This is a genomic window from Prosthecobacter sp. (assembly GCF_044232965.1).
In the GTDB taxonomy this organism is placed as follows: Bacteria; Verrucomicrobiota; Verrucomicrobiia; order Verrucomicrobiales; family Verrucomicrobiaceae; genus Prosthecobacter.
Genome location: NZ_JBIIKX010000020.1, coordinates 18,295 through 30,317, shown reverse-complemented (window position 1 = coordinate 30,317; position 12,023 = coordinate 18,295). Strand labels below are relative to the sequence as shown.

The window sequence follows — 12,023 nt, the reverse complement described above, 5'->3', positions numbered from 1 at the left end:
GAATGCTGGACTTCGAGCCGAAGAACCGGCCGAACACTCGGGTTAGGACGGGTTAAGGTTGTGGTTTCGGACCGCCGCCGCCAAAGGCGGGCTTCGGAGCGTCTGGCTTTTTGCCGACCTGGGACTGGCCCATGAAGGTGGCGCCTTCTTCGATGGCAAGGGTGCCGGCGGCGATGTCGCCGACGAGGATGGCGTTGCTCTTGAGTTCGCAGCGCTCCTGCACGGTGATATTGCCTTCGACCTTGCCGAAAATGATGACGGAGCGGGTTTTGACCTCGCCCTTGATGAGAGCGTTTTCACCCACGGTGAGGCTGCCGTCCGAGATGACTTCGCCTTCGATTTTGCCGTCGATGATGAGGTCGTGGGAGAATTTGATGGAGCCTTTGATTTCGACGTCGTTGGCGAGAACGTTTTTGCTGGTGGTCATGACAGGAGCGGAGTGAGTGCGTGGGGGTTGTGCAGCGGGTGCGGAGGCGGCGGAGAGAATGGGTGCGCGCTCGGCCGCCGGTGCCGGTGCGGACGCTTCGGGACGTCGATCGTCCTTCTGCCCTTCGGGTTGTCCAATGATTTGCCTTAACATGAGATGTAAAATATAGAGCGTTAGCAAGTTGAGTGTCAATCTTTGGCTTGCTTATTTTTTGTGAGGTTGATGTAACGAGAATGTTGCGCGGAGTTGCGCGGCGTGAGTTTTGCGGCTGTGTCGAATCATGATGGAATCTGTGCTTATCACAGCCGTGGAGACGGCCTGTGCGATTGGTTTGACGACGGCTGACTGCCTCACGGCCTTGCGTGGTAGGTGTGGGGGCCTGGAGCCGCTAGGCGGACTGCCCGGGCTAGAGGAGTTTGCGATGATGCCTGCGGGTCGTTTTCCCTCACGCGAACTGCTGCGGGGCAGGCGCTATGGGGCGGCAGCCAACGCGGCGGTGCATGTGGCACGCTCAGCCGCAGGCAGGGCAGGGTGGACGCAGGAGGAAACGGTCGGCGCGTGGCTCTACGCCGCAAGCAGCCGGGGGAATGTGGGAGAAACAGCAGGTTCCAATGCATGGCGCAGGCCGATACGCAGATTCAGTGCCAGCAACTCCATGCACAGCGAGATCGCGGCGGCGGTGAGCATCGAACTGGGCATTCGCGGCCCGTGGCAGATGGTCTCCAATGGCTGCTCCTCCGGTCTAGATGCCTTGGGCCTGGCCTGGATGGCTGTGGGCAGCGGTCTGGCTCCGAGAGCCCTTGTGGTGGCCGTGGATCTGCCGCTGGTGCCACAACTCTTGCGGGACTTTCGTGACACAGGGCTGCTCTCCAGCAACGGTCTTATCGATCCATTTGCCCTGGGAGGCAAAAACGCCTGCGAACCGGCCACGAGCGGCTTTTTCCCAGCGGAGGCCGCCGTGGCTTTGACTCTGGAGCGCGATGTGGCGGGAAGGCCGAAGGTTTGTCGAATCGAACACTACAACGCCAACAGCGACGCCTACGACGCGCTCATGATTCCCGAGGACGGCGGCGGCATCGCGGATTGTGTGCGCACAGCGTTGCAAGCCGGGGATCGAGGCAAGGTGATCGCGTTGTGCCCGCATGCCACGGGGACGCTGAATCATGCGCGGGTGGAGCCTCCGGCCCTGCTGCGGGCCATGGAGGAACAAGTGGTGCCCTTGCTGCCGCTGAAGCCGCAAACAGGCCACGCGCTGGGCGCGAGCGGTCTGCTGGATGTGGCGCTGCTGGCGGCCTGTATGGCCGAAGGCTGGCTGCCAGCCGTGCTGCCATGCCTCACGCCACCGGAGTGCGGTCTGCCGCTCAATGAAGCGCCTCTCAAAGTCGCTTCAGGAGATCGTGTGATCAAACTGGCCTCCGGCATGGGTGGGCACAATGCGGCGGTGTCTTTGGCGGCGGTGTGAGAAGGTGGGGCGGGCTGTCCCCAGCCCGCCGCTGCGGCGCTTGCAGGAGCAAGCGCCCTACCTCAGGCCGCTTTCCTGCTTGGCACCGGCGGTGGATTCGCGAGAGTCGCGCCACGCATGACCCGGCTGCCGCTTTCGATCTCCATCATCTCCCAAAACGAGGAGGCCAATCTACGCCGCTGCCTCGTCAGCGCGGTGGAGCTGGCGCAGGAGATCGTGATTGTCGATTCCGGCTCCACCGATCGCACGGCGGAGATCGCGGCGGAGTTTGGGGTCAAGTTTGTGCATCAGGACTGGCTCGGTTACACGGCGCAGAAGAACCACTGTCTCGCGCTGTGCTCACAGCCGTGGATTCTGGCGCTGGATTGCGATGAGGAGCTCACTCCCGAGCTGCGGGAGTCGATTCAGCGTTTCTTCGAGAACGGCGACCACGAAAAATACTACGGCGCGTGGATGCCCCGCCTCGTGTGGTTCATGGGGCGCTGGATTCATCATGGCGACTGGTATCCCGACCGCAAAGTGCGCCTCTTCCGCCGCGACAAGAGCCGCTGGGCCGCCGATGGCGGCGGGCAGGTGCATGAGCGGCTCGATGTCGATGGACCCTGCACCACGCTCAAGGGCGATCTGTTGCATTACTCGTTCAAGAACATCCAGCACTATCTTGTGAAGCATGTGCAGTACTCAAATGTGTTTCTCCAGACACAGCAGAGCAAAGGCAGGCGCTGGTCGCTGCTGCACACGCTGTTCCGGCCCTGGTGGCGCTTTGTGCGGGCCTATGTGCTGAAGCGCGGCTTTCTCGATGGTTTTCCCGGCCTGTGGATCGCCGGGGCGACGGCGTTCTTCACGTTTGATCGCTACAGCCGCATGTTTGAAGCCGAGGCGGAGGCAAAGTCGAAGGGTGAAGGATGAAGCTGGCCCTGATTCATCCGCAAATCATCCGCAGCACGGGTGTGGAGACCTTTCTCATCGAGTTCGCGAAGCGTCTCGTCACGGCGGGGCATGAGCTGACCTACATCACCTCGCTCACCACGCCGGAGATCGGTGCTGCCTTGCCTGGGCGCTGGGAGCTGCTGCCGCGCATCCGTGGTTCGGCCACGATGCGGATGTGGCACTTCAACCGCCTCGCCCCGCGTGCCGCCGCCGAGGCGCGTGTCGATTTAAGCATCGGCTTTGGCCGCACCTGCGCGCAGGACATCCACCGCAACGGCACAGGCACCCATCGTCTCTATGGCAATCTGCTGCCGCTCTGGCAGCGCTACAGCGTGAAGCATCTGTTTGAGCTGCATCTGGAGCGCAGGCTTTACACCGGTCGGGAGACGAGGCGGTTTGTGACCAGTTCCGCCCGCGTGGCCTCCCAGCTTCAGGGCATCTACGGCACCGATGGCGAGCGCTTTCACATCCTGTCACCGCCCGTCGAGACGCAGCTTTTCAAACCGGCTGAAAACCGTGCGAACGTCCGCGAACTGCTCTGTCGCAAGCTCCAAACCGACACGGCGAAGCCTGTGCTGCTTTTTATCTCGCTCAGCCATCGTCGTCGCGGCCTGGAGCCGCTGCTGGAGGCCATGAAAAGCACGGATGCCACGCTCTGGATCGCCGGGAAGGGGCTCAATGCCGTGCAGCGTGATTTCGTGAATCGAAACGACCTCTCATCACGCGTTCGTGTCGCGCCTGTCACCAGCAATCTCGTGGAGCTGTATCAGGCCGCCGACTGGTTCGTGCATCCGACACAATACGACGCCTTTTCCAACACCGTGCTGCAAAGCATGGCCTGCGGCCTGCCCGGTCTCGTCTCCGTCATGGACGGCGCTGTCGATCACGTCCGCAACGGCGAAAACGGCTTCATGCTCTACCACCCGCAGCAGCCGCAGGAGCTGGCCTCACGCATCCAGGAGGCGCTCTCCTTGGGAGAGACGCAATGGCAGGCGCTCTCCAACGCTGCTCGTGAAACCGTGGTGTCCCTGACCTGGGAACGCCACATGGCGGAGTGGGCGGCTCTGCTGGATTGACGGCCAGCCGCTGCTTGCGGAAAGCGCGGGCGAAGCATCTTCAATCCCTGGCTTCACCATTGCATGATCAAAGCAGCGGAACACCTTCGGCCACAGCGGCGGAACGCAGGGAATCATCCGCTGTCAGCAGCGGTGCGGCGAGGCGGATGGCAAGCTCCAGGTAGCAGGCGTCATACGCGCTGAGTGAATGACGGCATCCCAACTGCTGAATGTGGGCGATGTGATCCGCACAGGCGGAGTCCTTGAGCATCGGCAGACCGTGCAGAATGGAGATGGCTTCATCGCGTTGTGCCGGGGTGATCTTCTTTCGCCGCTCGCGCACGAGCAGCACGTTGAGTGTTTCGAGATACCACAGGCTGGGCACATGGATGTCGTCGCCGAGCAGGAGATGGTCCTGAAACTTCTGGGTCACCGCCGGATCATGGCCCGGCAGGACGACACCCAGGGCGGAACTGGCATCAGCCACGAGGTTCATGACTCACGGCGGCCTGCGTGAAGGTAGTCGGCGGCACTCCAGTCATCTTCGGTGCTGCCATGGCTGATTTCTGCACGCAAGGCCTCGGCCCGCTCAAGAGAGGCACGCACCACGGGGCGGTCAGGAACAATCCGGGCCTTGATCTGCCCGTGATTCGTCAGGCAGACCTGCTCGCCCTGCTCCACACGGGCGAGATAGGAGGCCACATCGGCCATGAAGTCGGTGACGGTTGCGGTGAGCATGCCATATCATCCAATCATCCTGGGATTTGTGCAACTCCGCATCAGGGGCTCACAGCCGCCGCAAAACATTCCCCATCTTCGGAGTTGGGGCGGCCTCGTCGATGGGGGAATTCTTATTGGGAGAAAAGTGAACTGATACCAAGGATTGCAAAGAACAAGATAGATATTGCAAGGAGCAAGCATCCCCATCCCCACAGCAATGCAGGCCAAGAACCAACCGGCTCATCTTCTCGAATATCACATCGACGAATTCCATTGAATTCGATCCCTGGTTCTTGAACAACCGACTCTCCGTATTCGATGGCTGTTTCAATGTGTTCTTTTAGCCGTTGGAGTCCAGCTTGTGATCCAACAATGAAGTCTTCAATCTCAGCATTGGTACCGAGACCATAGCTCGCCCACATGATTTTTGGATCTGACTGGGGTGTCTTGTCTTTCGATGTAGAGTCTAATTCAGGCATGTTAGTGTTCGGTTGCTTGACCCATGACTTGAAACAGAAACCACGCGTTCTGGCGAGTGCGGCTACAGCCTCCGCAACCCATCCTCCGTCATCGGATTCGGAATCGCTTCGTCGATGGCGTCGATGCGGGCCCGCGTCTCGGCGCTGAGCACGAGATCGGCTGCAGCGAGGCTTTCTTCAAACTGGGCGACGGTCGTGGCACCGACGATGGTGGAGGCGACGAAGTCGTGCTGCTTGCTCCAGGCGAGGGCGAGCGTGGTGACGCTGATGCCGAGGTCAGCGGCGATGACTTGGAGGCGGGCGGTGGTTTCAAGGCTGCGCTCGTTGACGAAGCGGGCGGCCATGCGCTTCTGCCGCGGGCCGCCGTTTTGGATGTAGTCGGTGAAGCGTGCGCCTTTCGGCAAAGCGCCGCCGTTGTACTTGCCGCAGAGCACGCCGCCGCCGAGCGGGGAGTAGGGCAGGAGGCTGACGTTTTCTTTGCGGCACACCTGCGCGAGTTCGCTCTCGCAGCGGCGGTTGATGAGAGAGAAATTGTTCTGCACCGATGCCATGCGGGCCAGGCCGTGCTTCTCGGCTTCCCAGAGGTTCTTCATGACACCCCAGCAGGTTTCATTGCTGCTGCCCCAGGCGCGGATCTTGCCCTGGTCGATGAGATCGGTCAGCGCACCGAGGGTTTCGGCCTGCTCCATGCCGTGGTCGGGCCAATGCGTCTGGTACAGGTCGATGTAGTCGGTTTGCAGGCGGCGCAGGCTGTCCTCGCAGGCCTGGAAGATCTGGCGGCGGTCCAGCGCGGTGAAGCCGCCGCGAATCGGCGGGCGGAACCAGCCGTGGCCGGGACCGGTGACCTTGCTGGCGACGATGATCTCGCCCCGCGTGCGGCCCTTGAGCCATTTGCCAACGATCTGCTCGGTGACGCCGAAGAGTTCCGCGCTCGGCGGCACGGGATACATCTCGGCGGTGTCAAAGAAGTCGATCCCCGCGTCGATGGCGCGGTCCATGATGGCAAAGGAGGTCTTCTCATCGGCCTGGAGGCCGAAGGTCATGGTTCCCATGCAGATGTCCGTGACGACGATGCCAGTGCGGCCGAGGCGGTTGCGTTTCATGCGTCGATGCTAGAGCGAGTGAGCACCGTGGCAAATGCGAATGCGTTCTCCACACATTCACGGCTTACTATCCGCCACCGCCCCAGCCTCATCGCCGCTCTCACCAAGATCGAATGATGGGAAAGTCTGTTTCATCCCTTCGCCTTCTTGTTCTTTTTGCCTTTGCCGGGTTTGTCAGACTTGGTGTCCAGGGTGAAAGGCGGCAGCTCGAAAGGCACCGGATCGGCGGTGACACGTGGATCGCCGACGGCTTTGAGCTTTTCCATCAACTCTGAGGCCATTTTGGATTTCACCTCGGCGTAACCGGCTTCTTTGGCGACATTGATCGTGGCATCCGGGTCTTTGCTGAGATCATAGAGCTCCTCCTGCGGACGTTTGGCGAAGGCGTAGTCAAAGTGCCATTTGTACTGCGAGTCATGGCGATGCTGGATGAGCCACGCCTTGGCAGGCGAGCTGTCCATGTCCGGGAAGGCCTCATAGGTGTTGTTTTCGAGGCTGTCCTGGTCCGGGGTGAAGCTGTCCGTGAGGTTCTTGGTGTCGCCCATCGGCATGCGCTCGGGCTTGAAGTTGTGGATGTAGAGGAAGCCGTCCTTGCGCAGCGCCCGCTGCGGATACGGCAGATTGCCCTCACGCGCGATGCTTACATGCCGCTCGCGACCGGTGATGACGTAATCGCGCTCCGGTTCCACAAGACCGCTTTTGCCAGACTTCATCACGCTCACGATGCTTTTGCCGTTCACTCCGGGTGGAATCGTCGCGCCGCCGATCTCCATGAAAGTCGGTGCCAGATCCATGAGGTTCACAAAGTCGTCAATGAAGCGCCCGCCGGGCTGCCCGGGCCAGCGGATCGCGAGCGTGACGTTCGTGCCGAAATCGTAGAGGTTGCACTTGCCGCCGGGGAAGCCCGGAGCGCCATGATCGCCGCTGATGACGATGACCGTGTTGTCATATTCGCCTGCTGCTTCGAGTTGACTGATGAGCACGCCCACCTGCGCGTCGAAGGCCTGGATTTCACCGAGGTAGCTGGCGAAGTCCTCGCGGAACTCCGGCACGTCCGGCAGATGCTTCGGCAGCTTGCCCTTCAAATCATCCGGTTTGATGCCCCACAAGGCCTCGCCGCTGCCTTTGACCCACTTGCGATGCACATTCGTCGGCCCATGCCAAAACAGGAACGGCGCGTCCTTGGGGCGTGCGGCCAGGAAGCTGTCAAAATTGCCGCGCACTTCATCGTAGAGCTGTTGTTTCGCCGCATCGAGCGCGGTGCCGCCCGCGACGAGTTTGGTGACCTCCTCGGAGAAGTTGTTGAAGCGTCCGCCGGATTTTTGATAGGCATGCGCCTGCCCGCCGAAGGGCGCGTCCGCCGGATCGCCCGGACTCCATACTTTGAAGGCCTTGCCGATGTGGTAGCCCTGGTCCTTCAGTGTGAGAGGGAAGCTCGGAATCGCCGAATCCCATACCGCGCCGTTCAAAATGGCCGCGCGGCCTGTGTTGAAGAAGTAGCGGCCGGAAAGCAGGGCGCTGCGGCAGGGCGTGCAGCTCGGTGCGTTGACGTACGCCCGGCGGAACAGCGCCCCCTCGCGGGCGATGCGGTCAATGTTCGGCGTTTTCACGACCTGGTTCGGCGAAGGGAACTTTTCATGTTCCGCGTAGATGCTGGCGTAGCGCCCCCAGTCGTCGGCGAAGCAAAACAAGAGGTTGAGAGGCTTCTCCGCCGCAGCGGCGAGCGAAGTGAGGGCAAAAAGGCAGATCAGAGAGCGCATGGCCGCCCTTCAACGTTCGTCCGGCCTCCAAACCTTCGCCAAAATCAGCATGAACAAACCCATCGCTATTCAGCGAAGCTACGATCATTCTCTTCGCATGATCCATGCCCTGCTCGATGCCACGCAAGTCCTCGGCACCCTCGAAATCGACGGTGCCGCATACGAAGTCTGCGCCGAGGCCGTCGCCAACCACGACCGCCACACCAACCAGCTCACGGTGAACCTCCGCGCCTTTCTCCGTTCCGAAAAACAGGACCACATCGGTGAAACGACCACGCCTGCATGGATACCGCAGCCGCAGACCGTCACCGAGCATGTCGAGGGCGGCGAGGCGCACGAGATGGCAAACGAGATCTTTGCCACATGGAAGCGCAAGGTGTCCGGCGTGATTCCGCGTTGAGTTGGTTGCAAGCCGTGTCTTCCACCGCATCAATGACCGTGATGAACCTCCGCTCATTGCTTTGTCCCGCAGTCGTCCTCACGCTTGCCTCCTGCTCCGTCGGGCCGGACTTCAAGCTGCCGGATGTGATGCTGCCCTCGAAGTGGAAAAGCGGCTCGAGCGTGAGTGATCTGCCCATGCCCGGCGAATGGTGGCAGTTGTTCGGCTCTTCCGAGCTGAACCGGCTCGTGGCGCAGGCGATTGATGGCAACCAAGAGCTGCGCGCAGCCTTGGCGCGGGTTGAGACGGCACGGGCGCTCATCGGTGTGCAGCAGGCGGACTGGTTTCCGCAGCTCAGCATGAAGGACTCGATGAACTACGAACGCCTGTCGCAGACCTCCTTCGGCGCGAATCTTCCGGCTGGCATCGCGTTGCCATCCTTGCAGCGGCGGCGCTTTCAAAACCTGTTTGAGCTTGGCTGGGAGATTGATTTCTGGGGCCGTGTGAGACGCGGTGTGGAAGGCGCGAAGGCGGGCGAGGCCGCTGCTACGGAAACCCTGGCCGCGCAGCGCCTGACCCTGGCTGCAGAGGTGGCGCGGTTGTATTTCCTGGCGCATTCGATGGACCGTCAAATCCAGGTCGTGAACGACACCCTGAGCTGGCGTCAGGAGGCGCTGAAACTTCAGGAGTCCCGCTTCAAAGGCGGTCTCGCGAACGAAATGGATGTGTCACGCGCACGGACGGAGCTGGAGCTGGCGCGGAATGATCTCGCCGCGCTCGAACGTCAGCGTGGCAACGCAGAAAACGCCCTCGCTGTCGTCTGCGGCCAGCTTCCTTCCACCTTCCGCATCGCCAGCAACGCGCGTCTGCCTTCGCCTCCGAGAGTGCCCGGCGGTCTGCCCTCCACACTGCTGCAACGCCGCCCGGACATCCGTGCCGCCGAGCAAAAGATGCGCGAGGCGAACGCGAAGATCGGCGTGGCCAAGGCCTCGTTCTTCCCTGCGTTCAGCATCGGTGGCAGCGGCGGTCTGGAGAGCATCGGTGCGGCGCATTTTTATGACGCGCGCAGCCGAGTGCTCACGATCGGCCCCAGCATGACGCTGCCGATCTTCCAGGGCGGCAAGCTCAGGAGCAATCTCGCCGCGAGCAAGGCGACGTATGAGGAAACCCTCGCGAATTATCGTCAGAGCATCCTCGTCGCGCTCAAGGAGGTCGAGGACAGCATGCTCGACGCGCGTTCTTACTCGAAGCAGAAGTCCGCGCTTGATGCCGCCATCGCCGCCGCGCAGGAAACTCAGCGTCTGGCCGAACTGCGCTATCAAAAAGGTCTGGCGAGTTACTTTGAGGTCGTGGACGCGAACCGCACCGTGCTCAACGCCAAGCTCCTCGCCGCGCAGATCGAAGGTCAGCGCCTCATCGCCACCGTCGCCATGCTCAAAGCCCTCGGCGGCGGCTGGAAGTGAGTTCTGACTCTCCGAACTCAAAGCTCCGCCGCACGAATCAAGAAATCTGCTCGTGAAGCACGCTTTTCCGCCTAAAGGCGGCACTCCCAACGCATCCCCATGAAAAACGCCCTCATCGCGCTTCTTGCCACCCTCAGCCTGTCGTCCGCCGCCGAGCATGACGTCGTCATCTACGGCGGCACCTGCGCCGCCGTCACTTCCGCCGTGCAGGTGAAGAAGATGGGCAAGTCCGTCATCATCGTTTCCCCAGACAAGCATCTTGGCGGCCTGAGCAGCGGCGGCCTCGGATTCACGGACACGGGCAACAAGGCCGTCATCGGTGGTCTGGCGCGGGATTTTTATCATCGCATCTACCAGCACTACCAGAAACCCGAGGCGTGGAAGCAGCAGAAGCAGTCCGAGTATGGCAACAAGGGCCAGGGTACGCCCGCCATGGACGGCGAGAACCGCACCATGTGGATCTTCGAGCCGCATGCGGCGGAGCAGGTGTTTGAAGACTACATCAAAGAGTTCGGCATCGAGGTCGTGCGCGATGAGTGGCTGGACCGCGCCAAGGGCGTCCAAAAGGACGGCGAGAAGATCACCGCCATCACCACGCTGAGCGGCAAGACTTATGATGGGAAGATGTTCATCGACGCCACCTATGAGGGCGATCTCATGGCCGCCGCTGGCTGCGAGTACCATGTGGGACGCGAGGCCAACAGCGTCTATGGCGAGGAGCACAACGGCATCCAGGTCGGCGTGCTGCATCACCGCCATCACTTCGGCGCGGTGAAGGAACCCATCAGCCCCTACAAGGTGCCGGGCGATCCGAAGAGCGGTGTTTTGCCACGCGTGAGCGCCGAAGATCCCGGTATCAAGGGCGAGGGCGACAAACGCGTGCAGGCCTACTGCTTCCGCAGTTGCTATACCGATGACCCGAGTAATCGCATCCCGTTTCCCAAGCCGGACGGCTACGACGCCGGCCAGTATGAACTGCTCCTGCGCGTGCTGAACACCGGCTGGGGCGAGTTCTTTGAGAAGTTTGACCCCATCCCGAACCACAAGACCGACACGAACAACCACGGCCCCTTCAGCTTCGACAACATCGGCTACAATTACGACTACCCCGAGGCCAGCTACGAGCGCCGCAAGGAAATCATCGCCGAGCACCGACGCTATCAGCAGGGATTGCTCTGGTTCGTCGCCAACGACCCTCGTGTGCCCAAGAAGGTGCAGGACGAGCTGCGCCAGTGGGGCCTGCCCAAGGATGAGTTCACCGACAACGGCCACTGGAGCCACCAGCTCTACATCCGCGAGGCCCGCCGCATGATCGGTGATTATGTGATGACCGAAAACGAGCTGCGCAAAAAGAAACCCACGCCCGAGTCCGTCGGCATGGGCAGCTACACCATCGACAGCCACAACGTGCAGCGCCACATCACCCCCGAAGGCTTTGTGCAGAACGAGGGTGACATCGGCGTGAGCACGAACGGCCCGTATGAGATCGCCTACGGCTCGCTGGTGCCGAAGAAAGGGCAGGGGAGCAATTTGCTCGTCCCGGTGGCCATGTCCGCCACCCACATCGCGTATGGCAGCATCCGCATGGAGCCGGTGTTTATGATTCTCGGCCAGTCCGCCGCCTCGGCCGCGGTGATCGCCATCGACAACAACCTGGCGGTGCAGCGCGTGCCCTATGTGAAGCTGCGCGAGCAATTGCTCAAGGACGGGCAGATCCTCGAATACAGCGGCCCCAAGTCCTCGCGCGGTGTCGAGCCCAAATCCCTCAAGGGCATCGTGCTCGATGACATGGACGCCAAAGTGACCGGCCACTGGCAGGAAAGCGGCGCGGCCAAGGCCTTCATCGGCGACGGCTACCGCCACGACGGCCAGGCGAAGGACGGTAAGGCCAGCCTGCGCTTTGAGCCCAAGCTCACCCGCCCCGGCAAATACCGCCTGCAACTGGCCACCACGCCCAACACCAATCGCGCCAGCAACGCGCCGGTTGAGGTCCAGCACGCGGGCGGCGTGAAGAAACTGAAGCTCGACCTCAAGTCCCCCCAGGCGGGAGAAGGCGTGTTCTGGATCGACCTCGGTGAATACGAGTGCGGCAACGACACCGCCATCACCATCTCCAACGAAGGCGCCAACGGCTACATCGTCGTCGATGGCGCCCGCTGGCTGCCGGTGGAGTGAGTTGACGATGGGTCACGGTTCATCCTTCGCAGTAGCCTGCTACGGAGAATGGATGGTTGGCAGTTCATCC

The 12,023-nt window shown here is 61.7% G+C and carries 12 protein-coding genes; 6 read left to right on the top strand and 6 right to left on the bottom strand.

Features of this window, described 5'->3' with window-relative positions:
- Window positions 1-52: 52 nt before the first annotated feature.
- Complete coding sequence (locus ACILSI_RS10815) at window positions 53-427, bottom strand: polymer-forming cytoskeletal protein (RefSeq protein WP_395721889.1); 375 nt, start codon at window positions 425-427, stop codon at window positions 53-55.
- A 292-nt stretch (window positions 428-719) separates the two neighbouring features.
- Between ACILSI_RS10815 and ACILSI_RS10810 the strand changes: the two genes are divergently transcribed.
- The 3 genes from ACILSI_RS10810 (at window position 720) to ACILSI_RS10800 (ending at window position 3,895) form a co-directional block, all read left to right on the top strand.
- Entirely contained in the window at window positions 720-1,889 is a 1,170-nt protein-coding gene (locus tag ACILSI_RS10810) for a beta-ketoacyl synthase N-terminal-like domain-containing protein (RefSeq protein WP_395721888.1), read from the top strand.
- 117 nt (window positions 1,890-2,006) lie between these two features.
- Window positions 2,007-2,798 (top strand): glycosyltransferase family 2 protein, encoded by a 792-nt coding sequence (locus tag ACILSI_RS10805; RefSeq protein WP_395721887.1) that lies wholly within the window; start codon window positions 2,007-2,009, stop codon window positions 2,796-2,798.
- Window positions 2,795-3,895 (top strand): glycosyltransferase family 4 protein, encoded by a 1,101-nt coding sequence (locus ACILSI_RS10800; RefSeq protein ID WP_395721886.1) that lies wholly within the window; start codon window positions 2,795-2,797, stop codon window positions 3,893-3,895. Before ACILSI_RS10805 ends, ACILSI_RS10800 begins: the two co-directional genes overlap by 4 nt.
- A gap of 67 nt (window positions 3,896-3,962) precedes the next feature.
- Here the strand turns inward: ACILSI_RS10800 and ACILSI_RS10795 are convergent, their stop codons facing one another.
- The 5 genes from ACILSI_RS10795 to ACILSI_RS10775 form a co-directional block, all read right to left on the bottom strand.
- The gene (locus tag ACILSI_RS10795) at window positions 3,963-4,370 is read right to left on the bottom strand and encodes a type II toxin-antitoxin system VapC family toxin (RefSeq protein WP_395721885.1); all 408 of its coding nucleotides are present in this window, start codon (window positions 4,368-4,370) and stop codon (window positions 3,963-3,965) included.
- Complete coding sequence (locus ACILSI_RS10790; protein WP_395721884.1) at window positions 4,367-4,612, bottom strand: type II toxin-antitoxin system Phd/YefM family antitoxin; 246 nt, start codon at window positions 4,610-4,612, stop codon at window positions 4,367-4,369. Before ACILSI_RS10790 ends, ACILSI_RS10795 begins: the two co-directional genes overlap by 4 nt.
- 113 nt (window positions 4,613-4,725) lie before the next feature.
- Entirely contained in the window at window positions 4,726-5,073 is a 348-nt protein-coding gene (locus ACILSI_RS10785) for a hypothetical protein (protein WP_395721883.1), read from the bottom strand.
- Between the two features lie 62 nt (window positions 5,074-5,135).
- Window positions 5,136-6,176 (bottom strand): aldo/keto reductase, encoded by a 1,041-nt coding sequence (locus tag ACILSI_RS10780; RefSeq protein ID WP_395721882.1) that lies wholly within the window; start codon window positions 6,174-6,176, stop codon window positions 5,136-5,138.
- A 131-nt stretch (window positions 6,177-6,307) separates the two neighbouring features.
- Window positions 6,308-7,936, bottom strand: coding sequence for a sulfatase (locus ACILSI_RS10775; protein ID WP_395721881.1), 1,629 nt, complete (start codon window positions 7,934-7,936; stop codon window positions 6,308-6,310).
- On the opposite strand from ACILSI_RS10775, the gene ACILSI_RS10770 reads away from it, so the two are divergent.
- From ACILSI_RS10770 to ACILSI_RS10760, 3 genes are all read left to right on the top strand, one after another.
- A complete protein-coding gene (locus ACILSI_RS10770; RefSeq protein ID WP_395721880.1) occupies window positions 7,935-8,336 on the top strand; it encodes a hypothetical protein in 402 nt (133 codons plus the stop codon). The genes ACILSI_RS10775 and ACILSI_RS10770 overlap by 2 nt on opposite strands.
- Before the next feature lie 41 nt (window positions 8,337-8,377).
- Window positions 8,378-9,778 carry an efflux transporter outer membrane subunit gene (locus tag ACILSI_RS10765; RefSeq protein WP_395721879.1) on the top strand — a complete coding sequence of 467 codons (1,401 nt, stop codon included), beginning with the start codon at window positions 8,378-8,380 and terminating at the stop codon, window positions 9,776-9,778.
- 99 nt (window positions 9,779-9,877) lie between these two features.
- Window positions 9,878-11,953, top strand: a complete 2,076-nt coding sequence (locus ACILSI_RS10760) for an FAD-dependent oxidoreductase (RefSeq protein ID WP_395721878.1) — start codon at window positions 9,878-9,880, stop codon at window positions 11,951-11,953.
- Window positions 11,954-12,023: the final 70 nt, after the last annotated feature.